This window comes from Pseudoalteromonas sp. A25 (genome assembly GCF_009176705.1).
GTDB lineage: Bacteria > Pseudomonadota > Gammaproteobacteria > Enterobacterales > Alteromonadaceae > Pseudoalteromonas.
Genome location: NZ_AP021846.1, coordinates 3,817,398 through 3,842,509, shown reverse-complemented (window position 1 = coordinate 3,842,509; position 25,112 = coordinate 3,817,398). Strand labels below are relative to the sequence as shown.

Below are 25,112 nucleotides of genomic sequence, written 5' to 3'. Positions count from 1 at the left end.
CCGCCTGCTTTTTTTACCTGCTACTTATAAAAATACAAATCAAAGTTGTCAGACTCTATAAGTTTCGTTTAAACTACACTTAAATTACGAATCGAAACTTACCTGAAAAAAACATGACTAAACGTAACACCCAGCAACGCAGACATACCATTTTGAGCAAAGTAAATGCACAAGGTGAGGTGAGTGTTGAATCATTGGCTGTTGAGTTTGAAACATCAGAAGTTACGATTCGAAAGGATTTGACCGCGCTAGAAAAGAGCGGGTTGTTATTACGCCGCTATGGTGGTGCCGTGGCATTGCCGCAAGAGATCGTTGCAAAAAGCAACGACAAACGCGATTCACTTCGCAAAATGGCTATTGCTAAAGCGGCCGCCAGTTTAATTAAAGATCACAATCGCATAATTATTGATAGTGGCAGAACCACAGCGGCGATGATCCCAGAGCTTGTGAAAAAGCAGGGGCTAGTGGTTATGACCAATGCCATGAATATTGCTAACCGATTGTTATCTTTAGAAAATGAACCAACACTTTTGATGACCGGCGGTACTTGGGACCCACATTCTGAGTCTTTTCAGGGGCAAGTGGCTGAAAAAGTACTGCGTTCGTACGACTTTGACCAGCTGTTTATTGGTGCCGATGGCATTGATGTTGCGCGCGGTACAACCACTTTTAACGAGCTGGTGGGATTAAGCCAAGTTATGGCCGAATCTGCCAGAGAAGTAATAGTGATGGTGGAGTCTGACAAAGTAGGGCGCAAAATTCCCAACTTAGAATTGCCTTGGTCGCAAGTAACGACCTTGATCACCGACGACAATTTAGCGTTGGAGTTGTGCCAAACAATCGAAAGCAGTGGCGTAACCGTTATTCGCGCAAGCGTTTAAAAAATTTAACGCTACGTACGAAAGACAACATCGTGCGTAGTAAACATCATTATGACAACACACTTCACGTGCAAAATGGAGAGATTATGTGTGGTATTGTAGGGGCGGTTGCAGAGCGTCCAGTAAATAAGATTTTAATTGAAGGCCTTAAACGCCTTGAGTACCGTGGCTACGACTCAGCAGGGGTCGCACTGAGTTTAGCAAGCACTTTGAATACCGTAAAAGCGGTAGGTAAAGTGGTTAACCTTGAGAAAGCGCTTGAAAAAGCGGCAGTAAAAGGCACGACCGGTATTGCACACACGCGCTGGGCAACCCACGGTGGTGTAACCGAAAGCAACGCGCACCCGCATGTTTCAAATAGCGAAATTGCGTTAGTGCACAACGGTATTATTGAAAACCACGCGCCGCTTCGTGATGCTTTAAAAGGTGATGGCTATGAGTTTTTATCAGACACCGACACTGAGGTTATGGTGCACCTTATTCACCAACTTCGCCAGCAACACGATAGCTTGCTAGATGCAGTAAAAGCGGCAGTAAAACAGCTTGATGGTGCTTATGGCACCGTGGTGTTTGACAAAGCGAATGACCAAGAAATGATTGTGGCGCGCTCAGGCAGTCCATTGGTGATTGGTTTAGGCTTAGGTGAAAACTTTATTGCCTCTGATCAACTGGCACTACTTCCTGTAACACGCAGTTTTATCTTTTTAGAAGAAGGCGATGTAGCTCGTATTACCTGTGACAGCGTAGAAATTTATAATAGCAACGGCGAATTAGTTGAACGTGAAGTAGTTGAGTCTAACATAACTCAAGATAACTCAGGTAAAGGTGAGTACCGCCACTACATGCTTAAAGAAATCTACGAGCAACCACTGGCAGTGCGTAATACGCTTGAAGGCCGACTTGAAAATGACCGTGTAGCAGTAGACGCCTTTGGCGACAGCGCCCAGCAAATATTTAAAGATGTAAAACATGTACAGATCATTGCTTGTGGTACGTCTTACCACTCAGGTATGGTTGCACGCTATTGGTTAGAGCAATTTGCTGGCGTAAGTTGTAATGTAGAAATTGCCTCAGAGTTTCGCTATCGTCAATCGTTCGTACACGAAAACAGCTTGCTTGTGACCATTTCACAGTCAGGTGAAACGGCTGACACTTTAGCGGCTTTACGCCTTGCAAAAGAGCAAGGTTACATGGCATCAATGACCATTTGTAATGTGCCAGGCTCATCACTGGTACGCGAATCTGACTTGGCCTTTATGACCAAAGCGGGTGCCGAAATTGGTGTCGCCTCTACCAAAGCGTTTACCACACAACTTGTGGGCTTACTGATGCTAACAGCGTCTATCGCACAAGAAAAAGGCTTAGATCAAAGCAATATCGTCAATGCCATTAAAACCCTACCAAATAAGTTAGAAGAAGCGCTAACACTGGCAGGTGGCATTGAAGATTTAGCCGAAGAGTTTGCCGATAAACATCACTCGTTATTCTTAGGTCGTGGCTCACAATACCCAATCGCAATGGAAGGCGCGTTGAAGTTGAAAGAAATTTCATACATTCACGCCGAAGCCTACGCAGCAGGTGAGCTAAAACACGGCCCACTGGCGTTGATTGATGCAGATATGCCAATCATTGTCGTTGCACCTAACAACGAGCTACTTGAAAAGCTAAAATCAAACGTTGAAGAAGTACGCGCACGTGGCGGCATCATCTACGTATTCGCAGATAAAGACTCACACTTTGAATCTGACGACACCATGCGTGTTATCAATGTCAATCACGTTGAAGACATCCTCGCGCCAGTTGTATATACAATCCCGCTACAGCTACTATCTTACTACGTTGCGGTAATTAAAGGCACCGACGTTGATCAGCCCAGAAACCTAGCCAAATCGGTGACGGTGGAATAAGAAAAGGCGCGAAAGCGCCTTTTTTTGTGACTTAGGAATATAGATATACCTTCTCAAAAAAGTTTTATACTAAAATGTTTTTGCCCCATTGTGAGTTAACGTTAATATACTAAAGGACTGTGTTGAGTGAGAAGCGAACATCTAAATTTTACCCTAATATTTTGTCCGTTTTGAGTGTTAAGTGCTAGTTTGCAGGTGAAAAGCTCATGGTCCAGTTGGTTTCCCAAGTGACACCATCATCAAAAGAGAATGCTTGTTCCCACTTAGGGTTTTCCTGTTTGGATGAGTCCCATTTAAATCTTATTTTTGTTTGAATCCCGTTCAAAACTTCTTCAGCATAAAATAAACCGACTTTGTTTTTGAAGGAGCCGATAACTGGGGCATCTAGTTTGTTTGGCGATCGTCCGTCTAACCACCAAATTGACCACTTTTTTGTAGCTGAATCGTAAGAGCGTATAGCGACAGCCCGAAATGAATTATCAGGAAAGTGCAGGACATTGTCTTCTAGATTTCCATAACCTCCTAAAATCTTGGTCGTCGAAGAACTACCTTCAAATTCCAGCCATTCTTTCTTATCACTAAACATATTTCTGAGCCTTCGGTGTTTAACCTTCCAGGTGCCTAATTCAAAGTCAAAGTCATTAGGAGCAATAGATTCTTCTTGTGAATCTTGATGGTTTATATCGTTTATATTTTCTGCCATGGCTTGTTTTCCAAAAATAAAAGAAATCACTAAAAGTAAGTAAGTTGTTTTCATTCTGTTTCGCTTTAAGTTATATGAGAAATGTAAGTCTATTAACAAAGATGTCATTTTGTGACATATTAAGTTGATGAAAAGAGCGAATACTAACAATCATTTAGCGAGATTAGATTTACTTGCTAGCATGCTTAAGTCGGATGATTTTTTAACTGCCAAAGACTTGTCCCAAGCCTTGAAAGTTTCTCAGCGAACTTTATTTCGTGATCTAAATATACTTAGGGAAAGGGGGCTACCTATTGATGCTGATAAAGGCAGAGGTGGAGGCGTCAGACTACACAGGAGTTGGGGGCTAGGAAAAATCAACCTTACGGATAGCGAAACAATTGATCTATTAATTAGTATCGCCATTTGTGAAAAAATGAACTCTCCGCTTTTTATGAAAAGCCTAAATTCAATACGATATAAGCTATTGGCATTGTTATCTCCTGAACAAAAAGAAAAGATCAGAAGTTTGCGTAATAGGGTATTGATTGGAAGTTCGGCATCGCCACAAGTGCATTCTTCATATGAGCAATCGGAGTTTCCAGACTGTGGGGAGGTTAATGCGGCTTTTGTTTATCAAAATCTATTGTCGATTAGTTACTCCGATGAAAGAAGAAACGAATCGAAGCGAATAATTGAGCCTCATTACTTATATTTCAACTACCCCGTGTGGTATATATTTGCCTGGGACCACCTAAGGGATGACTATAGAACTTTTCGAATTGACCGAATTCAGCAATCGCAGGTACTTGAAGAGCAATTTATATTAAAATCATATGAAGAGTTTTCTCATTTAATAGCAACAGATACCCCGACAATGCTTTGATATGTCTTCTCAGACTTTCTTGTTACTTGATAAATGAACGTGATTGACTTTGCAACTTGGCTATGACGTATGCCATTTCAATTTACCCCTTTCGTGAAACATGGGCCTATCTTACAAAAGTTGATTAACACCAGCTTGTTTTTCTTTAGAGCTACTAGCTGTGTCTAGATAAAACCCAATGTGTTGTTTATAGAAGATTAATGGCGCTATAATGCTGTTTCTTAGATATTAAAGGGAATTTTTATGTTATCTAAAGCTTACCTAATGGATCGGGGATTGCACTGGATAAGTGCGCTTTTGTTGTTTTATATGCTCATGGTTTTGTCTGGTCAAATTCACTATGTTGATTGGCAAATAAAAGGCGAGGTGCAACATCGCCAAGATGCCTTACAAGCACATGCAACAGCAGGCTTTGTTCTAGTCATTATTATCCTCTCAAGAGTGTTATATACACTTCGATTTCAAACCAAGTTGCCGCGAATGACACCACAAAGCAGGCGCCATAGTCTCTTTATCAATGCTGTTCACGGCTTGTTGTATGTGTGTATTTTTCTTCTTGCTGGCACGGGGATACTCATGGTGACTAACTATGAGCTGCCACTTAACATTTTAGGTATTGAGCTTCCTGCAAAAAAAGACAACTATTTCAGTGTTTTTAGTCAATTTCATGAGGTTCACTTACTGCTACAACAAGCTATGTGGTGGTTAATCGCGATCCATTTGGCCGGAGTATTGTACGCAAAAAGGTGAATGTATTGGGTGTCGGTATGGCGGGTTGGTTGCACTTGGTCCCAACAGTGTGCTCATACATGCCAGTTTAAAGCCTTATCTCAACGTTTTTAGCTACTGTGGTATGCCTATCTCAAGCAAAGAATGCAATAGTAAGCTAATCTTGCTGCGCTATTCTCTTTACGTTTACCTTATACCAATTTTATTAATACATTGATCATTCTAGCGAGCTAAATAACTCATTAACTGCGTTAAATATTTCTCATGTAGAATAACTACATAGTGAAATATTTGCCTTGTTACTAAGCCATTTATCTGTCGCAATATCTGATCACCAATTTAATGCAATTGGTATTACATTCGCGAACTGATCTTCCCCTAAAACAGTAGGCACCCAATTAGTACTTAAGAGTCGATAAGTCACTAAAACCAATTAAAAATTCACAAAAGATAAAGTTATTTATTTATGGTGTGTTACCATTAAAGGTCCGCGTTTGACGCGGAAAATAGGGACATGGAGTGTACCTAAGTGATTTGTATGGGTCTCTCTTTGTAAAATACGAATACTGAGTATAAAAGGAATGCCAAAGTGAAGAACATACTCAAACTCTTTATTAGCAGTATACTGATCGCTGCACTTTTTATTTTTAGTCATGCAAGCGCACTGACTAGTCACCAACAACTTTGCCAGCTAGATGAACAGCACCTCAATACCGAGTTGGCTCTATATGCGCAATTGGGTCCTGAACATATAAATAGTGTATTTAGTTACCTAGATACTCAGTGTCAGCCTGGTCGTGACATCATACAATTAAGCGACGATGAAGACCGAGAGCCACCGAAAATAACATCATGGCAATTGTCTAGCAACGAAGTAGACCTTTCCTCTGGTGACCAAACGATAACGCTGACTGTAAAAGCTTATGATGAAAGTGGCGTTGCTTCTATGGTATTTGGGTTGGTTCCACCTAATCGAAGCTACCCGTTTCCCACTAACAGAGTTGCATTAACACAGTGGACACAAACTGATGAAAAGCATGTTTATGAAGCAACTGGCACGATAACGCTCAAAACTACCAGCGATATTGGTGGTATTTGGCGAGCAGCAGTGATGTTTTTAAGAGATAGCAAAGGCCACTATCGAGTTTACACAAGTGCCAGTATGCTAAAGAAAATGGGGTTCAATCCTTATGTGATGGTAACCAATACCACTTTGATAGACTCAATGGCCCCCCAATTGCGAGGCTATTCTTTATCAAGCACGTCGGTGAACGTTGATGATGGTCAGCAAACGGTTACTCTCGAAGTGTTTTTACACGATGACAGCGGTGTTCAAGAAGCCGTTGTTTCTATCGCGCCACCTGAAGAACACAGCGCCACGATAGGTCGAACTGTACCACTTGCTGACTGGCAAACAACGTCTCAAAATGGAGTGTATAAAGCCAGTGCTGAGCTGTCTTTTAATAGTAACGATGTTGCAGGGGAATGGCGAACCTCAATTTTGTGGGCCTACGATACAGACAAAAAAAATCAATCGAGCATTTCAGAGCGTGAGATCAGAGATTTGGGCTTTTTTCCAAACATTAAAGTTATTAATTCAAGTGAGGTTGATGCTACGCCCCCTAAACTAGTTAGCCTAACTGTATCGGATAATTCGCTCAGCATAAGCGAAGGTCAGCAGCAAGTGACCGCTCAAGTTAAGTTCTATGAGCCATCAGGTTTATCCAGTGGTTATATTAGTCTTGTTTCACCTTCGGGTGACTATCGAGATAACAAGTTGGTTAATATTACTGAATGGCAAACTGATCCACAGCCGCATGTGTTCGTAGGTAATGCAACGTTTACGTTCGATAAAACTGATCATGTTGGGGTGTGGCATGTTAAAAGCTGGTGGGTTAGAGATAACCAGCGCAACCAGTTTGATGGCAGCAAAATAGAAGAGCTTATCGTTAAAGGCATAAACCCTTATGTATTTTTTAACGTGGCGGATGAAAACATCGCAGATCTTTATATTTCGACAAGTGCTAAAACGATTGAGGGGCGCCTTAACAAGCCTGAGCAAATTACGTTAAGCTTTAAGGAGCTTGCAGGAAAAGCGCTGCCCAATACATTTGCTATTTTAGTGACTGGTAGTGACGACGTTGAAGTGACATTCGATAGTATGACTGGTACAGGAACGTCTAGTTGTGAGTTTGTCAACGGCAGTGGTCGATGTGAGTTTACAGTCCCTGCAAATACGCTAGATAAAGATGTTACATTTAATCTAACCGCAAACACGACCAAGCAAGCGGCGCTTGCTTTTAGATTTATATCAGATGAGCCTGAGCTTAAATTTGATAATAACCTTTTAAACGTCTCGGTGGTTGGTGTAGAGCCAACAATCTATACCGTTAGATTTGTTGATTGGGATGGTACGGTTTTATCGACTGTACAAGTAGCAGAAGGTGAAACGGCACCGGCTCCGCAAACCACTCTAACGCGCGTTGGTTATACGTTTGTCGGTTGGGATCAACCGCTGACAAAAATAGCACTCGACACAACGATTACTGCTCAATATGAGATCAATACCTTTCAAGTGACATTTAAAGACTGGGATGGCACGGTGCTTAAGCAAGAGGTTGTTAATTATAATCAAGCGGCGCGAGGACTAGGAACCATACCAACCCGATTGGGGCATACTTTTAAAGGCTGGGATCATGAACTGACGAATATAACGTCAGATCTGGTGGTTGTGGCGCAATATGAGATCAACAAGTATCAAGTCGTATTCAAAGATTGGGATGGTACGGTGCTTAAGCAAGAGGTTGTTAATTACAATCAAGAAGCGCTAGGCCTGGAAACTACACCCAACCGAGTTGGATATACTTTTACAGGCTGGGATCACGCGTTTGCCAATGTAACGTCAGATCTCGTGGTCACGGCACAATATGACATCAACACATATCAAGTTACATTCCAAGATTGGAATGGTGCGGTGCTCAAGCAAGAAGTTGTAAATCATGGTCAAGCAGCGCAAGGCCTTGATACATCACCAAGCCGAGAAGGGTATACGTTCAGCGGTTGGGATCATAGCCTTAACAACATTACTGCCAACGCGACAATCACAGCACAATATGAGGTCAACATATATCAAGTGGTTTTCAAAGATTGGGATGGCAAAGAACTGGCTTTATTTAATGTAGAGCATGGAGGCGCGGCTGTTGCACCTGAGTCTCCAAAGCGAGAAGGTCATGAATTCAGCGGTTGGGATAAATCATTTGCTCAAGTGACTAGCGCCCTAACTGTTACAGCTCAATATTCCAAAGTGGAAAGCAAAGTTGTAAAAACCGAAAAGACAGCGGCTAAATCATCTAGCTCTGGCTCGTTAGGGTTTGGCTTTTGCTTGTTTGCTGCCGTTTTGGTAATGCGCAGATTTAATCGCAAAGTGTAATTATTTGGAAAAAATGACGCCAAAGCGCTGCCACTTTATTGAGCGGGCAGCGCTTATCTGCCAGGCATTTCTCTTTCAAAGACATAGATATATGCGCTCAATATAATCTAGTGCTCGTTGCAGCCATTCTGGCTACTGCTGAAAAAGCGAATTTTTGGCAATTCAGCCCCTTCTACTCTTAGCCTTTATTTCTAAGTCAGTCTGTTCATTCACTTTGTACAAAAACCTGTCATAAATCGCTGGTTTCTTAAACAGTTAACTGGCGTACCATATTCATGAATCGTTTATAAGTTGCACTTAAACGTTTAGTTGTATCCACAAAGCCTTTGCCAAAAAGGCTTTTTCAGCATTGCTCCAGTTAGGCTTAAGGTAGGCAAATATCATGAATGTTCTCAAATTGTTGTGTATGTTTTTTAGTGGCTTTGTCTTGGCATACTTATGGCTTGGGGTTGCAACAAAAACAGACCAAGTCAATTCAGTTGCAAGTACTCAGCATGTTTCGGTATCGTCGCTGTCTGCGCGTGTTGCTGAACTGGAAGCAGCCAATTTGAATTTACGTGAGCAAGTTGCGGTGCTCGAGTTGCCAGTCGCATCGTATGACCTTTCAAAACCCCAGCCAGAAGCGCCTTACGAGCAAACAACTACCCCAAGTGACCTCAAGGTTATTCCTGCGGCAGAAATAAAAAGCAAGTTACAAGTATTTTCTGTGCAACCCGTGCTGCTTTCTTTGAGTAATCAATTGCAGTTAGATGACGCTCAGCATGATGCGTTGGCGCAGTTATTGACAAGTAAAGCACAGGCAGATTTTGATGCTTGGCAAACATTTGATAAACATAGCCGCTCAGAGCCCGACAACCGTGATTACTATCAACAGCGTTATATGGATGTTATTGGCCAAAATAGCGTCCAGTACCAACGCTCACTTGAAAATACTCTCACCGCAGAGCAGTTAGAGCAATATAAACAGTATGAGCGAGCGCAGGCTAAGCTGAGTGTTGATCAAAAGCTCAGTATGTTAAATAACTCACTAACTAGCTTGAATTTAAGCGCCTTCCAAAAGCAAGAAATAAGACGCCTTTCGGCACACATTTACTCGATACCAGAAGTGATTGACCTTGGTACGTCAGGTAGTCCGTACGCTAATCCTGGTGTTAAAACAAACTTTGAAAAGCTTGCTCAGATCAGGGCACTTTTCTCTGAAGAGCAGCAGCATAAGCTGAGCTTATGATGCTGAAAAGACAATAAAAAATATAAGGATAAATATGAAAGCTTCAAATATAGCTGTTGTGTCGGCGCTACTATTACTGGGGGCAGGCTCTGCGCAAGCACGTATGCAGTGTGACGTAGGTGGTTATTGGGATATCGTGACTCGAAATGTACAAGTCTGTGATACAGAAACAGAAACTTACACCGTAACGACACGACACTGTGACTACAGTGGCCATATATACTTAGGTCATTTATGGAATGAACCAGATTTTTACTTACCTAGTTTCCGTTATGCCTCAACTAACCTTGTTTTAGACGAGTCGAGTAGTTGTCCGGCAGCACAATGGGAATCACAAACAGGTACCTACTGGTACACACAGCCAGATGGCATTCGCAGTGTTGATTGGTATACATACTCTGGTAGTTTAGGTCTGACGAATGATCAGTTGAGAACGACTGAGCATACACGCACTATTAAAACAAACTGTCGAACAGAGACGGTTACTCAGCGTGTTTGGCGTTGTGGCTACGAGCCATAATCGTATAAGCAAAACTGTTAAACAATAAAAACAGTGCAAATTTAATGGTTTGCGCTGTTTTTTATTATGCCCTTCATCTAAAAGTGTCTCATCACATCATCTTTTGAAAAGTATTGTTTTGCTTAGCAGCATGGTGGCGGTTTCGTCAACGGGTTAAAAACTTGTTTCTTTTTTCCAGAGGTTATTGCTAATCTAACAAACAGTCGTCTTTTCAATCGGCATATGTAAAGCGTTTAAGGAGATGTGTGAAATACGCGAGATCACTGTTACTGCTGTTGGCATGTGTAATGTGTCACGCCCATGCTCAACTGAAAATTGCAGTCGTAGGCAAGACCAAAAATGATAGCTTTTACGAGCAATCGTTTCATGGCTGCCAAGCATTCGCTAAGTTACATGACGATTTGAGCTGTATATACGATGGTGCTGACGACTATCAAGATGTGCGCACCCAAGTGCTTATTGTAAAAGAGTTAATAGAGCAAGATATTGATGGGCTAATGATTTCGACAACTGATTCAGCCTATCTAGTCGAGGGTGCTTTGAAAGCGGCTAAACAAAAAGGGATCCCGGTGGTTACGTTTGATTCGGACTTGTTAGCGCAACATCGGGTATATCGTTTAGCCTATGTAGGTACTAATAACTTTGACTTTGGCAAAGCGATGGGAGAAGTGGCCAAAAAATATAAAAAAGAGGCGGTACAATCGGTATGTATTCAGTCAGGTCATCAAACTACACCGAATTTAAATGAACGCATCCGTGGCGTAAGATATGCTTTGTCTGATGGCAAATCTGACAGATTAACAGCCGAGTCTGGCTGGCAAGAGCATATTCGATGCCCACTTTTTACGATGGGCCGCAGAGATGATGCGTTGTCGCAACTACTTAATATGATCAGGCAGCCTTCCCCTCCTATTTTTGTTGCGGTGGCAGGTTTTGCACAGTTTAACCCTCAATACATTGAACAGCTGAAGCCATTTAAAGCTCAGATAGCAGAGCATGAGATCACCATCGTCTCTGCTGACACAGAGAACATTCAGTTGCAGGCTTTATCAAAAGGGCTGTCAACTGAAAATATTGGGCAAAAGCCTTACATGATGGGACGGTTGTCTGCGCAGCTTTTATACGACTACATCGTCAAAGGTCAACGACCTGCACAGCAAAGCTACTTTTTGGATTACCATTATTGCACAAGCAATAACGCGGCAAGCTGTACGGTCAATCACTAACATAGCGTGTTAATTCAAATTTGCATCCATTTGTTTAAAACCTATACTCAAAACATCAGTGAAAGTGCATGAACATGCACGTCAAGCAGCTTTACCCCCTGGCCTGCTGAGTAATATTCAAATGAAAGAGCTTTTTATCAAACCAAAAAAGGCTGGAACGGCATTATTTAAGTTGCTGGCTTTGCCCTTGCTAACTTTGGTGGCTGGGTTGGTTTTTAGCTATATCGCATATGAGCGTCAGGCTCACTTGATAGAGCACAGGATACAGAGTGCTTTGGCTGAGCGTTTACAGTTTATAGCCAGTGGCGTAAAACAGCGCGTAGAGCTATATCAATATGGGTTGTTTGGTCTCAGTGGAACAATCACCGCGATTGGTATCGATAAGTTTGATTACCATGCTATGCAGCGATATATGAAAGTGAGGGATTTTAATCGCGAATTTCCTGGTGCTCGAGGTTTTGGCTTGATCCGCTATGTTGAGCCAAAAGACGAGAGGGAGTTTATCGATAACGCCAAACGGCAAAGACCAGATAACGCGTTTACTATTAAAAAGCTCAGTACGCATGATGAAAGTCGCTTTATTATTCAATTTATTGAACCTGAGAAGCGAAATGCGAGTGCGGTAGGTTTAGATATTGGCTCTGAAAAAATGCGCAGGCAGGCTGCCGTAGATGCCGCTTTGAGTGACGAAGTAAGGTTAACAGCGCCAATTACGCTCGTACAGGCAAACAAAAAAGCACAGCAGGGCTTTTTAATTTTATTACCAATATATCGTTCTGGTGCGCCAATTCAAAGAAACGATAGGCTGAACAGTTTATTGGGTTGGAGTTATTCACCTATCTTAATTGACGAAGTTTTATCTTCAATCCGAACACTCAGTGATAATGTTATTTTATCCATCTCAGATGTTACCCCCAATGAAGGCATTACTTTTTTTACGCATGGTGAGCGGCGTAACAAGCTAGAGCAGTTTAATGCCAGTACACAGATAAATATGTTTGGTCGTCAATGGCTTGTATCTCTATATGCCACGCCGACATTTATTTATGGATTAGATCTCGAGTCTCGCGCAGACGTACTAACATCAACATTGGGCATTACCTTACTGCTCGTTATCATGGTATTGAGTGTGCAAAGCGTGCTGTTAAAAAGAAGCCAGATAAAGCGGCAGAAAGTTGAGTTGGCAAAAGCAAAGGAAATTGCACTAGAGCAAGCAAACCAAAAACTAGAGAAAGAAGTTGCGATGCGTACGCAAGAGATTGAAAAAACGAATACCTTACAAAGAAGTATTTTAACTTCTGCGAGCTACGCCATTATTGCCACCGATGAGTTTGGCACGATTACCTTATTTAACCCCGCTGCTGAGCGGTTATTGGGCTATCAAGCAGATGAACTTGTAGGGCATGCGACACCTGCCATTTTTCACGTAGCAGAAGAAGTTGAAGAGCATGCTAGCACGCTGAGCAAAGAGCTAGAAATACAGGTTACACCGGGCTTTGAAAGCTTTGTTGCCAAAGCAAGAGCGGGTGGCAGTGATGTTAATCGTTGGACCTATGTGGCAAAGGATGGGCATTTTATTCAAGTTCGCTTGAATATTACAGCGCTGACTGATGAAAAAGGGGTTTTGTTTGGTTTTTTAGGGATTGCATATGACCTGACTGATCAATTGAATCATGAAAAAGCACTCTCAGAAGCCAAAGAGCAAGCAGAGCTTGCAACCAAAGCTAAATCTGAGTTTTTGGCGAATATGAGTCATGAGATCAGAACCCCAATGAATGGGTTGTATGGCACATTGCAGTTACTCAAAGCAGAGCCGCTCGGAGAGTATGGGCAAGGGTTGCTTGCCAAAGGGATTTACTCTGTTAAAGCATTGCGTACCATCATTAACGATATTTTGGACTTTTCTAAAATTGAAGCTGGAAAACTAGTATTAGAGCAGCAGGCTTTTAACTTAAACAGACTCATAGAAAACGTAAAGTCTGAGTTGTCACCCATCGCGTTCGATAAAAATATTACTTTGAGTTTTGACAAACATCTATCGAGCGACTTTTGGGTTGGCGATGAAGTACGAATTAGGCAAATACTATTAAACCTCGTTTCAAATGCACTCAAGTTCACCTCACAAGGGCAAGTTAAGGTTTTATTTTCGGAACAAGGTGGTCCACAGAACTTACTTATTCAAGTGAGCGATACTGGAATTGGGATGAATGAGCAACAAATGAGTCGACTTTTCTACCGTTTTGAGCAGGCAGATAAATCAACGACTCGCAAGTATGGGGGATCTGGATTAGGCTTAGCCATTACGCACTCTCTTGTTACGATGATGCATGGCTCGATTGATGTGCAAAGCGAGCCCGATAAAGGGAGTCTCTTTTGTGTTACCTTGCCGTTGCTTAAAACCACCCCGAGATTGGAAGATGATGAAGCAGTTATAGAGCAGTATGACTTTGAGGGGAGTTACATTTTAGTTGTTGAAGATAACGAAATTAACCAAATGGTCGCAAAGGCAATGTTGTCACCAACCAAAGCAAAGATCTGTATAGCAAATAATGGCCAGGAAGCGGTAGACGCCTTTAGAGATCAGGCGCCTGATATCATTTTAATGGATATTCAAATGCCAATAATGGATGGAATTGAAGCGTGTAAAATAATCAAGCACATCCAACCATCCATTCCAATCATTGCACTGACCGCAAATGCTTATGAAGAGGACAAACGTTTGTATCGACAAGTAGGCTTTGATGGCCACATCGCAAAGCCAATTGAGCAAAATGAACTCTTGAGAGCTGTCGCCGCTTTTGTTTTGAGTTAAGCAAAAGGTGCATCCTCACTAAACTATCATGTATATGAAGCGTTAACAGAGATGTAAAAAACTGTATATAAAGCCATCACTCTATTGCTACGGCAGGAAAGAAGATTTAACATCATAGCGCTAATGAGAGTGAACGATGAAAAATTTTTACAAAACTCTATAATTTTTTATAGGGTTACTTTGATTATAACAGTCAACACCACATTTTAAGTGTTTGTATCTCAGCGAAGGCAACAGATTGCTTTTTTAATATAAGGGAGAGTGAAGTATGCAGCCATTGATAATCGGCTCAGTGCTTATGGTTATTTCATTTGGGCTCGTTGTTATGTCGGTTGTTCATGGACAAAAGCGTTTAAAATTTGAAAAGAAACTACATAAGTTGGTGTTGGGCAAAGATGTGGATGATGACGCCCCAGATCAGCTTCAAAGCCAAGCATACCATATAATGATGGAGCTTGGTGAAGCACTAGAAGAGCAAGAAGATCATGCCCAGCAACATGGAGTCAGACAAGCGTTATCAAAAGTCAGTGAATTACACGCTGAAACTGCAGAGTATGAATCTCAATCAAGCGCTGAAGAAGCAACGCCAGAAAATAAGACGAAAAAGCCTAATTTAAAAGTGGTGAAATAAACAACAAAAACGCTAGGTAAAAGGCTGTAAAAGTTGGTATATGAATTTGAATACAGAGTAAATTGTCGCAGGGAAGCTTTATGAAAAGCTATTTAGTCGTCACTGATGCGATTACTTTAGCTATAGAAAGTTGCGCCTTTTTAATCACCTTAATTGTTTATAAATACCATGGAATTCGCTTTTCCTTAGTCGACAAATCGAGTTTGAAAACAGCACAAGACCATCAGTTGTATTCATGTTTAGTAACTACATTTATGGTCGCGGCAAATTCACTATATGCAACTCCCCTAGCTTATGAGTTAGTGGCTTTATCAATGGATGTGATTGATCGAAGACAAATTTTTTATACGTCTTTGATGTGCTCTGGATTTTTATTCATGCTTACTTTGTATATTGTACATCGAGTGAGAGGCTGTCATTTTTCATTGTATGCGAGAATATACATGTATGGCGCCTCGGTGGTGGTTGTTCTAAATTATGTGCAGTTGGTTCTGCGAGGCTATTTAGATATTAACGTGCTGTATGACTATCATATATACAGTCTTGGGGTTATATCGATTAATATTTTGACAGCATTTATTCTGCTGTGCGTGCCAATTAAATATCTCGTTCATGTTTTTGCGGCACAAAAAAAAGTATGAACTGACTTTATATGAGCTTTGGCTCAGAGTTATTTAAGTTTGTTAACAAATATTAACTTTATCTATTGGTTTTGTATAAATATATTTATATACTGTACATGGTTTTTGTATGTTATTTCAGTCTTTTGTTGATCAAGAGCATTAGGTTAGCTGAGTTAAAATTGACACGCTTTAATGCGGAAGTTAATATTTGGTAAATCAAATATTATATTGCTCGAAATAGACGACGAATCACATTTATAGGTCAGTAATTGGAGGAAGTATAGACGATGCAACCGGTTATAATTTTTACAGTTTTGATGGTTGTTGCGATCGCATTAGCTGTTGGCATGATTGTACAAGGGCATGGATGCAATCGCCTAGAGTTTTGGATCCGTCGTTGGTTTGTAAAAGGTGAGGTTGAAGAGCAGGTGCCAGAACAAATCCAACACACTGCTTATTACTTAATGCTCGAGTTAGGTGATTTGTTAGAGAGTGATAAAGATATCGAACAGTATTATGGTGTAAAGACGGTGTTTAACCATGTGAGTGCTTTACGCGCGCAAACGCTAGGGTGTAGTGATCAAACGACCATTCCTATGCGACCTGAAGCTCAGGCATCTTTTCTAAAAGTAGTAAAATAAAGCTGGCATTGCTGGCTTATTTTTTTATAGGTAGGTGAACAAAAACCTCGGTGCCTAAGCCCTCATCTGTTCTAAATGCGACAGTTCCCCCTTGTGCTTCACAAAGCCGTCTTGCTGCATAGGTACCCATCCCTAAGTGATCAGGTTTCCCATAGCTAACAAACTTTTCAAAAAACTGGGTTCGTACTTGGTGTGGTACCGTGTCTGAGTTATGAATCGTAATAACGATGAAGTCTTCACTTTCACTGCTATTAATATTGATACTGGGCCGTTTACTCGATGCTTCGATGGCATTTTTTGTTAAATGCATTAATAAGGCAAATGTGAGATCAGCATCACCATAAAAGGTAAAGGTTTTATCCACTGAGGTATGCGCACTGATTTTATAATGTTTTAGCATACCCGCCAGGTTTTCAAGTACATTGTCAATGATGGGCGCAAGGTTGTGGGATTTTGAGGTCAGCTCGTAATCGCCCTTTTCGATTGCGCTGAGGGCCGAAATACTATCTAAATGCAGCTGTAATTGGTTGCAATTTAATTGAATTTCACTGAGGTAGGGCATGGCTCTTTGCGGATGGTTTAAGTGGTTTGCCAAAAGACCACAGGCGCTTTTAATGTGCTTGATAGGCTTTGATATTTCATTTTGATTGAGGTTGTCAAACTCATCTCTGAGTCGTGCATTTTCAAGCATGGTATCTATCTGGTCACGCATTAGTCTATTTGATTGAATACCCCGACAATGCGCCTGTACCCTTGATTTTACAATAGCTGGGTTGGCAGGCTTGGTGATATAATCAACGGCTCCAAGAGATAGACCTTTAACTACATGCTCCGTCTGCTCTAGTGCACTTAAGAAAATGATGGTGATATGCTGTGTATTGGGGTCTGACTTTAGTTGTTGGCACACTTGCAAGCCATCTACTTCGGGCATCATGATATCTAATAAGACAATATCGGGTTGGGGCTCAGCACGGCAAATTTGCAGTGCTTTTTTACCATTTAACGCAGCGCGCACTTTATAATCTTTACGTAAAATATCACTGATCACTTTGATATTATCTGCAACATCATCAACGATAAGTAATTGAATTTTTTGATCTAAAGCTTTCTCTTCCTCTTGGTTAACCTCTCCTTGATATTCTCGAACAGGTCGGCAAAGCGCACGCTCAATCCTTGATTTAAGCTGTTTGCTTGAAAAGGGTTTGACCACAAACTCAGATACACCACATTGTATAGCTCTCACTACATGGGATTGCTCTATAGTAGAGGAGGTCATTAAAAATGGAATGTGCTTAGTGCGTTGGTTTGTGCGAACTTGGGTTAAAAACTCTATTCCAGATAGGCCTGATAACTGCCACTCAGCAATAATCAGATCCACATCATTGTAAGCTAGCTTTTCTAGGGCATCGTTTCCATGAGAGCTTTGTATTACTGTGATCTCTTCCATTTCGTTAAGCACTTTACTGATCATGGCACGAAATGCTTCGAATGGGTCAACGATCAGCACTGTCATTTTATTGGTAAGAGAATTCATGAACATACCTTGTTTGCGAGCTAACTGTATAGTAATAGCATAAGGGCAAGAAGATGCATCATGAAGGTTAAATATCCTTAATTAAACGAGATAACTGTTATAATTTAAGCTTTATATTGGCTGGCATTGATGGTGTGTCATTGTACTGGCTGTGCTTTCAGCGGAGTTGTATGTGAAACAATCGTTAGTCTTTAGTACTTTATTGGCTCTGACACTTATTGTTGTTTTGCAAAACAACACTTGGGCAAAAACAGTACATCCGTCACTGAAAGTAGAGTATGTTTCTGCCAATAATGGTCTTTTAAATCCACAAATTTATGCGTTAGCCAAAGACTCAAAAGGCTTTATGTGGTTTGCAAGCGCAGACGGCATTATACGTTATGATGGATATCAATTTATTACCTACAAAAACGACATTAGCAGGCCTGATTCATTATCAGCGAACAGCGTATCGAGTATCTTATTTGATAGTAAGGGTAAACTCTGGGTCGGCACATGGGGAGGTGGGCTGAATCTACTTACTGCTTCTCAATCATTTTTGCACCTCAAGCACGATAGTACAGAAGAGACGTCGTTGGGATCTGATAAAATTCAAACGTTGTTTGAAAGTCGAGATGGTACTTTATGGGTGGGTACAAACGGAGGTGGGCTAAATCAACTACAAAGAGGTGAGCTGAGTTTTAAGCGTTTTATTCATGATGTCAGTGACCCGCATTTTCAGAGCAAAAACCGAGTCTGGAGTATCAGTGAAGATGCCCAAGGCGCAATTTGGTACGGCACCTCACATGGTCTGCAAAAGCTAGACCGGCGATCCGCTCAGATCAGCAGCTTTGATATGCACTCCAGTGAGTTAGACCATCAAGAAATTAGGTACGTATCATTTGATAGCAACGGGCAAATGTGGCTCGCGACGCGGCGCAGCTTTGGTGCGTTTTACCCAGCAACGGGTCGATATCAAGTTTATGATTTACCAAATGAAAAATTACCTAGCGTATCGGGTATGCTGCATCATAACGGTGACATTATATTGTCGACGTTTGCTGGCATATATCGGTTTTCTATCGCGCAGCGCCAGTTTATAAACACGGCGAATATGCCGCAGTTGGCACTGCTGCCCAGTCGCGATGTTAGGCAAGTTTTGGTCGATGAAACGGGACTCTTTTGGGCGGCGACGCGTTATTCTGGAGTTGTGAAAATTTACCCTCAACCACCCACATTTATATCTCATCAAGATTTTTTACAAGAATACATACTTGCTGGGTTGTTTCGTCAAGTATTCAGTATGATTGAGGCTCGCCAGGGAGGGGTGTGGCTAGGCACAGGGCGAGGCCTTGTACATTTTGATGCGAAGCAGCACTTTACACCTTTTACAGAGCGTTCTCGGTTAACAGATGATTATCGGTTGCGCATTCATAAACTGGCGCGTGATCAAGCCGGTCAATTGTTCGTGGCAACAAACTTTGGTCTTTATCGTGTTGATGAACTGAGTAAAAAATTACATTTGATGCCATTGCCTTGGCTTGATGATAAACGCCATTCGATCGAAGATATTGTGTTCGACCATAACGGCTGGGCTTGGGTGATCCCAACCGGTCAAAATTCAGTGAGCAAGTGGCGTTTAGGCACTGATCAATATCAGTTTTTATTTCCCCATGTTGACGCAAACTTCTTATTCGTCGATAGCGAGCAACGGGTTTGGGCGGGAACTGATGGAGAAGGTGTCTTTCGAGTTGAATCAGACGGACGAAACTTGGTGCAATTTATTTCGCAAAGAGATAGCGCAAGTTTAAGTAATAACTATGTTAATCAAGCCATTGAACTCAATGGTAAAATATGGTTTGCAACTAATAGTGGGTTGACGAGCTATGATATGGCAAGTCGTAATTTCCAGCGTGTTAATAACACAGGGTTTGACTCTTCTTTTGCTGTTAAATCCATTATTGCAGATAAAAACGGTTTTTTATGGTTGGCGACATCAAGTGGTATATACAAGCTTGATACAAAAACGAATGTCTTTCATCGCTTTACCACACATGATGGTTTAGCAAGTAATCATTTTTTGGTGGGGGCTCAAGTACAATTTGATGATCAAATTATGTTTGGCAGCATTGATGGCATCACCCGCTTTTTGCCCGGTGAGGTGAGTGTAAATCGCACCGTACCAAAGCTCGTCTTTACTCAAGCAAATGTGGATGGGCGCGATATCGCTGATTTGGGTGAACGTATTACCCTTGCCCCAGACAGCCATATTTTAACCGTTTATTTTTCGGCGCTCGACTATCAAGCCACTGAAGATAATCGTTACCGAACTTGGCTGGTGGGTTATCAAGCAGGGTGGACTGACATTACCGCTAGTCATGAAGTGAGTTATCGAGATTTGCCGCCTGGTGAATATGAGCTGCGAGTACAGGGCAGCAACAATCATGGTGTATGGAACAAGCAAGGTATTTCGATAAAAGTAGTGCGCGCGCCGGCATGGTATCAAACTCGTTGGTTTCAAATATCTGCCCCTGTACTTTTTATAATGATACTTGCGAGTATTATTTTCTGGCGTTTCAAGCGCCTAAGTATTGCTGGGGCAAAGTTGGAACAAAAAATCGCTCAGCGAACTCAAGATATTATCGTGCTCGCAGAGGTGGGTAAAGATGCTGCTGCAAGTCATGATATGAGCAAAATTTGTCATACAATCAATGAGCATCTGAGCAATACCCTTGACTTTGAGCTGTTTGCTGTAGGGCTTTACCAGCACAGCGAGCAAATAATAGAGTTCATTTATGCAGAAAAAGATCGTAACCGAGTGTCGTTACTTGAGGTAAATATAAGTCAAACAGCAATCGCAGAGAGTGTTTGCATGAAACATGGCGCAGAATTGTCACTTGATAGCAATGAGGCTTGGCAAGCATATGATTTGCTGCCATCAGACAGTCTCAATGGAGAGCGCACGCAATCAGTGTTTTGTATGCCTTTGATTGTAGATGGTAAAGTGTTGGGTGTGTTCTCAATACAATCAAGTAGAGGCGGGGCATTTAGCGACTCCCAGTTAAGTATTCTACGCGTTGTTGGCAATCATTTGGCGGTGGCATTAGCCAATTCTTTATCTTACGGTGAGCTTAAGGAAGCGGAGCAACGTATGGAGTTGGCGATGCATGGTGCGAATATGGGGGCTTGGGAGTGGGATAGCTTTAAAGATATCTTGCTAACGAATAGCGTATGGTCAACCATGCTTGGTTACCTTTCTCATGAGTTAGAGCAAAAGCATGGTAAAAGTATTGCTCGTTGGCGAGCACTTGTTCACCCCGATGACTTTGATCATGTACAAAATACACTGTTTGCATATTTTAAAAAACAGTCATCGATGTTTCGCTGCGAGTTTAGGATGCGCACCGCGGATGATAAGTGGAAATGGGTACTTAGTATAGGTCGCAGCTTTCACCAAGAAAACCGTACGCAAAAACGAAGTATATTTGGTATCAATATGGACATCACCGATGCCAAAACATTAGAAGCCGCGTTAAAACAGGCCAAAGAAACGGCTGAGAGTGCAACACAAGCGAAGTCTGATTTCTTATCTAATATGTCTCATGAAATTCGCACGCCTATGAATGCAATTATTGGCATGAGTTATTTGGTTTTAGACACAGAGCTTAATCGAAAACAGCGAAATTACTTAGAAAAAATCCACCGTAGTGCAGAATCGTTGTTGGGGATCATTAACGATATATTAGACTTTTCAAAAATTGAAGCAGGCAAACTTGATATTGAAGCCGTGCCGTTTGCACTGGAAGAAGTGCTATCAAATTGTGTTGATGTATTGAGTGTTAAGGCACAGGAGAAGGGGTTGAAAATGAGCGTGTCGCTAGACCCGCAAATCCCCGAGCAGCTGTATGGGGATCCACTAAGAATTAGTCAGGTTTTGTTAAACTTGGGTAGTAATGCCATCAAATTTACCGAGTCAGGTGGGCAAGTTACCTTTAATGTCACTTTGGATCAGCAATCGGCTGAGCAGGTGACGATAGCTATCGCTGTAATTGACACTGGTATCGGCATGACACAAGCGCAGCAGCATAAGTTGTTTGAGTCATTCAGCCAAGCCGATGCTTCCATTACCCGTAAGTTTGGTGGAACTGGTCTTGGACTAGCGATTAGTCAGAAGCTTGTCGCACTAATGGGTGGACGGATCGAATGTCAGAGTACACCTGAGATTGGTAGTACATTTTCTTTTGCAATAACACTACAAAGTCGATCAGGGCAATTAATTGCTCCGCCAAAGTTGGCGATAAGCAATGCCTTGTTAGTAGATGATGACCAATATACAAGCCGAGCGCTATCCCGTTATTTAGAACATGCTAATTTGCAAGTACAAAGTTTTAGTAGCACGCAACTGGCCCAAATTGAGCCGCAGTTAATGCAGGCGAATGTGTTGTTTATCGATCAATATGTTGAACGAGCGCTATCACTCATAGCAAAGTTTAAACTTAGTAATCCACAGGGGTATGTTGTTTTAATGGCTGACTTTGATACTGACCACTTGCAGTACATCGCAGCACAGCACAGCCGTGTGAGATTGCTGACTAAGCCTATTTTTCCAAGCGTTCTTTACCACGAACTTGCGGTGCTTATCGGAATAAACAATGATACCGATAGCAATGCGTTTGTTAAACACGAAAGTGCTCAGCCACTGCTGAATAAAAGCCTACTTCTGGTTGAGGATAATGAATTAAATCAAGAGCTTGCTGTAGCTCTGTTGGCTAAGCATGGTGCGCATGTTGAAGTGGCGAGTAATGGTCAACAAGCCTTGGATTGGTTGCAAGAGCAGGCATTTGATGGTGTATTGATGGATTGCCAAATGCCCTTAATGGATGGCTATGAGACAACTCGGTTAATCCGGGCCCAGCCGAATTTTATAAATTTGCCCATCATCGCCATGACGGCCAGTGTGACCAAAGATAATCAGCATGCAGTAAAAACGTGTGGGATGAACGATATTATTTTTAAACCAATCAATATCGGCGACATGATAACGACAATAGTACGCTGGGTGGCACCTGAGCAGCCAATTCTTGAGCTTGCAATAACGCATATTGATGACAAGGAAATTAAAGAATTTAATCATATCAATGGTCTAGATGCCATAGCAGGTTTGCAAGTTGCCGATGGGGATATAGAGTTGTATATACAACTTTTGAGGCGCTTTGTTGATAAAGAAGCTGTGTTTATAGATCAGTTGGCTAATTTACTGACAACTGCTGAGCAAGACAAAGATCAAACTTTCCATTGGGCTCATACACTTAAAGCGTTAGCGGGTAATATTGGCGCGAATGAGTTGCAAAAAGCCGCATCTCAATTAGAGCAAGCATGCCTTGAGAATAGTCGCGATCTATATTTGTATCTGCAAGCGATCAACGAATGTTTGCCGCATTTAATGCATCATATTAAGCGCGCGCTGAGTAAGGTAAAATCTGGCTCTAACATCACCACAGACTCAAGTAGAGTTGATGTGCAACAAGATACGCAGAGTATCCAGGAGAAATTTTCGTTGCTGAACAGCATGTTGACTGACAGCGATACGGGGGCTGCGGATGTCGTTGATGAACTAATGAGTGTGTTGCCGCAGGCTCATTACCAATCTCAGTTGCTAGCGTTGGTAAAGTGCCTGGATGAATATGACTTTGAGAGTGCACATGCCGTGTTGCAGTTACTGCTAACGCAATGGCGGGTCGATCATAACATTGATGAGTAACTTTAATGTAAGACTGGCCCTTAAAGTAAAGTGATAGACGTTCTATAATGTGCAGTAATTTAGGCTATCGAAAGTGATAAAGCCGCTTATAAAAACTTCTAAGGACTTCTCAATGCATAAGACGTTGGTCGTGATCCCTGCAAGATTTGGCAGCACTAGGTTGCCGGGTAAACCTTTAATAAAAATAGCCGGTAGAGAAATGCTGCTACGCGTTGCAGATATAGCACGCTACGTTTGCCAGAATTTAGCGCAATGTGACTATGTGGTAGCGACGGATGATGTGCGAATTGAGCAATTGTGTCAGCAACATCAAGTGCCTTGTATCATGACTTCGCCGCAATGTAGCAGTGGTACTGAGCGTTGCTATGATGTGCTGCAAAAGGTGCCAGAAAAACCTGACTTTATCGTTAACTTACAAGGTGATAACCCGCTTTGTCCGCCGTGGTTTATTAGTGCTTTGATAGAGTCTTGGCGCACCAGTGAAGTGGGAGAAGTCTTTACCCCGTATGTGGATTTAACATGGCAAGAATTGGATAAACTTAGAGAAGTAAAAAAGATCACCCCATTTAGCGGTACAACTGTACAAGTTAACAAAGCGCAATTGGCCTTAACGTTCAGTAAAAATATTATTCCAGCGATACGAAAAGAACAAGATATGCGTGACTCCACAGAGTTGTCTCCAGTTAAGCGTCATATCGGTTTATACGGGTATACGACGAAGGCATTAGAAGCCTATTTAGCGTTACCAGAAAGCACCTATGAAGCGTGTGAAGGGCTTGAGCAAATGCGCTTTTTAGAAAATGCGATGGCTGTGAAAATGGTGCCTGTAAGTTATCGAGGCCGAACGGGCATGAGTGGTGTAGATAGCCCCGAAGATATTGAGCGTGCACAAGCGATTATTGCCAAAGATGGCGAATATGATCTATCCAGATAATGTTGTGATCATTATGCGTAGATTTGAATAAAATTGGATAAATATTAATGACAACCCGATTAATCGTAGTAAGACACGGCAATACCTTTTTGCCAACAGATACGCCTACTCGAGTGGGGGCGCGTACCGATTTGGATTTAGTTGAACAAACCAAAAGCACATCAGTAGGTCATTATTTGCGTGATAACCACCTTTCACCAGATGTCGTCTATGCAGGTCCATTAAAGCGCCATCAACAAACAGCGCAGCTGATTTGTGAGGTGCTGAATCTCGATGTTACGGCTATTAAACTAGATGAGTTTTTAAACGAAATCGATTATGGTCCAGATGAAAACCAAGTCGAAGAGATGGTGATGAAGCGTTTAGGTGGCGGTGATATCGCGCTTGGCAAACAGGTAATTGAGCGCTGGAATCGTGATGCTCAGGTCCCGGAAGGTTGGTTAGTCAACCCTGACGCATTGCGCATGGGGTGGCGTTCATTTGCTCAAAATCTGTTAACAAACCAAGCTGACAAAACGACCTTGATGGTCAGCAGCAATGGAATTATGCGATTTAGTCATGTCATTGACTCTCAGTTTGGCTTTAGTAACCTTAAAGTGCCTACGGGTGGCATTTGTATTTTTGAAAATATGACTGGCAAAGTCTCTGACTGGCGTTGTGTAGAGTGGGGGCTAACACCGAGTCAAAAGGCATAGCCCACCGATTTAA

General features: G+C 41.9%; 17 protein-coding genes. 15 read left to right on the top strand and 2 right to left on the bottom strand.

Annotation, left to right across the window (positions count from 1 at the left end):
- The first annotated feature begins 113 nt into the window (after positions 1 to 113).
- Both GDK41_RS16495 and glmS read left to right on the top strand, forming a co-directional pair.
- Positions 114 to 881 carry a DeoR/GlpR family DNA-binding transcription regulator gene (locus GDK41_RS16495; protein WP_152087423.1) on the top strand — a complete coding sequence of 256 codons (768 nt, stop codon included), beginning with the start codon at positions 114 to 116 and terminating at the stop codon, positions 879 to 881.
- 86 nt (positions 882 to 967) lie between these two features.
- On the top strand, positions 968 to 2,788 hold the full coding sequence (glmS, locus tag GDK41_RS16490) for a glutamine--fructose-6-phosphate transaminase (isomerizing) (RefSeq protein ID WP_152087617.1): 1,821 nt from the start codon (positions 968 to 970) through the stop codon (positions 2,786 to 2,788).
- 184 nt (positions 2,789 to 2,972) lie between these two features.
- Here the strand turns inward: glmS and GDK41_RS16485 are convergent, their stop codons facing one another.
- A complete protein-coding gene (locus GDK41_RS16485) occupies positions 2,973 to 3,545 on the bottom strand; it encodes a DUF1579 domain-containing protein (protein WP_232056488.1) in 573 nt (190 codons plus the stop codon).
- A gap of 73 nt (positions 3,546 to 3,618) precedes the next feature.
- Between GDK41_RS16485 and GDK41_RS16480 the strand changes: the two genes are divergently transcribed.
- From GDK41_RS16480 to GDK41_RS16435, 10 genes are all read left to right on the top strand, one after another.
- Complete coding sequence (locus GDK41_RS16480; RefSeq protein ID WP_152087422.1) at positions 3,619 to 4,356, top strand: helix-turn-helix transcriptional regulator; 738 nt, start codon at positions 3,619 to 3,621, stop codon at positions 4,354 to 4,356.
- Between the two features lie 243 nt (positions 4,357 to 4,599).
- Positions 4,600 to 5,106 (top strand): cytochrome b, encoded by a 507-nt coding sequence (locus GDK41_RS16475; protein WP_152087421.1) that lies wholly within the window; start codon positions 4,600 to 4,602, stop codon positions 5,104 to 5,106.
- A gap of 568 nt (positions 5,107 to 5,674) precedes the next feature.
- A complete protein-coding gene (locus tag GDK41_RS16470) occupies positions 5,675 to 8,515 on the top strand; it encodes an InlB B-repeat-containing protein (RefSeq protein WP_152087420.1) in 2,841 nt (946 codons plus the stop codon).
- Positions 8,516 to 8,897: 382 nt separating this feature from the next.
- Entirely contained in the window at positions 8,898 to 9,743 is an 846-nt protein-coding gene (locus GDK41_RS16465; protein WP_152087419.1) for a hypothetical protein, read from the top strand.
- Positions 9,744 to 9,777: 34 nt separating this feature from the next.
- Complete coding sequence (locus tag GDK41_RS16460; protein ID WP_152087418.1) at positions 9,778 to 10,263, top strand: hypothetical protein; 486 nt, start codon at positions 9,778 to 9,780, stop codon at positions 10,261 to 10,263.
- A 245-nt stretch (positions 10,264 to 10,508) separates the two neighbouring features.
- Complete coding sequence (locus tag GDK41_RS16455) at positions 10,509 to 11,489, top strand: substrate-binding domain-containing protein (RefSeq protein ID WP_232056487.1); 981 nt, start codon at positions 10,509 to 10,511, stop codon at positions 11,487 to 11,489.
- Positions 11,490 to 11,610: 121 nt separating this feature from the next.
- Positions 11,611 to 14,301 carry a CHASE domain-containing protein gene (locus GDK41_RS16450; protein ID WP_152087417.1) on the top strand — a complete coding sequence of 897 codons (2,691 nt, stop codon included), beginning with the start codon at positions 11,611 to 11,613 and terminating at the stop codon, positions 14,299 to 14,301.
- Between the two features lie 268 nt (positions 14,302 to 14,569).
- Positions 14,570 to 14,932, top strand: a complete 363-nt coding sequence (locus GDK41_RS16445; protein WP_152087416.1) for a hypothetical protein — start codon at positions 14,570 to 14,572, stop codon at positions 14,930 to 14,932.
- An 80-nt stretch (positions 14,933 to 15,012) separates the two neighbouring features.
- On the top strand, positions 15,013 to 15,573 hold the full coding sequence (locus GDK41_RS16440) for a hypothetical protein (RefSeq protein ID WP_152087415.1): 561 nt from the start codon (positions 15,013 to 15,015) through the stop codon (positions 15,571 to 15,573).
- A gap of 269 nt (positions 15,574 to 15,842) precedes the next feature.
- Positions 15,843 to 16,196 carry a hypothetical protein gene (locus tag GDK41_RS16435; RefSeq protein WP_152087414.1) on the top strand — a complete coding sequence of 118 codons (354 nt, stop codon included), beginning with the start codon at positions 15,843 to 15,845 and terminating at the stop codon, positions 16,194 to 16,196.
- A 16-nt stretch (positions 16,197 to 16,212) separates the two neighbouring features.
- Here GDK41_RS16435 and GDK41_RS16430 read toward each other — a convergent pair whose 3' ends face one another.
- Positions 16,213 to 17,730: a response regulator gene (locus GDK41_RS16430; RefSeq protein ID WP_172971634.1), complete on the bottom strand. Its 1,518-nt coding sequence runs from the start codon at positions 17,728 to 17,730 to the stop codon at positions 16,213 to 16,215.
- 172 nt (positions 17,731 to 17,902) lie between these two features.
- Here GDK41_RS16430 and GDK41_RS16425 point away from each other — a divergent pair, with 172 nt between their 5' ends.
- The 3 genes from GDK41_RS16425 (at position 17,903) to GDK41_RS16415 (ending at position 25,099) form a co-directional block, all read left to right on the top strand.
- On the top strand, positions 17,903 to 23,470 hold the full coding sequence (locus GDK41_RS16425; RefSeq protein ID WP_152087412.1) for a two-component regulator propeller domain-containing protein: 5,568 nt from the start codon (positions 17,903 to 17,905) through the stop codon (positions 23,468 to 23,470).
- Positions 23,471 to 23,582: 112 nt separating this feature from the next.
- On the top strand, positions 23,583 to 24,404 hold the full coding sequence (locus GDK41_RS16420; RefSeq protein ID WP_152087411.1) for a 3-deoxy-manno-octulosonate cytidylyltransferase family protein: 822 nt from the start codon (positions 23,583 to 23,585) through the stop codon (positions 24,402 to 24,404).
- A gap of 47 nt (positions 24,405 to 24,451) precedes the next feature.
- The gene (locus GDK41_RS16415; RefSeq protein ID WP_152087410.1) at positions 24,452 to 25,099 is read left to right on the top strand and encodes a histidine phosphatase family protein; all 648 of its coding nucleotides are present in this window, start codon (positions 24,452 to 24,454) and stop codon (positions 25,097 to 25,099) included.
- Positions 25,100 to 25,112 lie beyond the last annotated feature (13 nt).

Bases quoted from the DNA above. Each gene is read 5' to 3' on its own strand.
- GDK41_RS16495 (WP_152087423.1), top strand. From the start codon at position 114: ATGACTAAACGTAACACCCAGCAACGCAGACATACCATTTTGAGCAAA.
- glmS (WP_152087617.1), top strand. From the start codon at position 968: ATGTGTGGTATTGTAGGGGCGGTTGCAGAGCGTCCAGTAAATAAGATT.
- GDK41_RS16485 (WP_232056488.1), bottom strand. From the start codon at position 3,545: ATGAAAACAACTTACTTACTTTTAGTGATTTCTTTTATTTTTGGAAAA.
- GDK41_RS16480 (WP_152087422.1), top strand. From the start codon at position 3,619: ATGAAAAGAGCGAATACTAACAATCATTTAGCGAGATTAGATTTACTT.
- GDK41_RS16475 (WP_152087421.1), top strand. From the start codon at position 4,600: ATGTTATCTAAAGCTTACCTAATGGATCGGGGATTGCACTGGATAAGT.
- GDK41_RS16465 (WP_152087419.1), top strand. From the start codon at position 8,898: ATGAATGTTCTCAAATTGTTGTGTATGTTTTTTAGTGGCTTTGTCTTG.
- GDK41_RS16460 (WP_152087418.1), top strand. From the start codon at position 9,778: ATGAAAGCTTCAAATATAGCTGTTGTGTCGGCGCTACTATTACTGGGG.
- GDK41_RS16450 (WP_152087417.1), top strand. From the start codon at position 11,611: ATGAAAGAGCTTTTTATCAAACCAAAAAAGGCTGGAACGGCATTATTT.
- GDK41_RS16445 (WP_152087416.1), top strand. From the start codon at position 14,570: ATGCAGCCATTGATAATCGGCTCAGTGCTTATGGTTATTTCATTTGGG.
- GDK41_RS16440 (WP_152087415.1), top strand. From the start codon at position 15,013: ATGAAAAGCTATTTAGTCGTCACTGATGCGATTACTTTAGCTATAGAA.
- GDK41_RS16435 (WP_152087414.1), top strand. From the start codon at position 15,843: ATGCAACCGGTTATAATTTTTACAGTTTTGATGGTTGTTGCGATCGCA.
- GDK41_RS16430 (WP_172971634.1), bottom strand. From the start codon at position 17,730: ATGAATTCTCTTACCAATAAAATGACAGTGCTGATCGTTGACCCATTC.
- GDK41_RS16420 (WP_152087411.1), top strand. From the start codon at position 23,583: ATGCATAAGACGTTGGTCGTGATCCCTGCAAGATTTGGCAGCACTAGG.
- GDK41_RS16415 (WP_152087410.1), top strand. From the start codon at position 24,452: ATGACAACCCGATTAATCGTAGTAAGACACGGCAATACCTTTTTGCCA.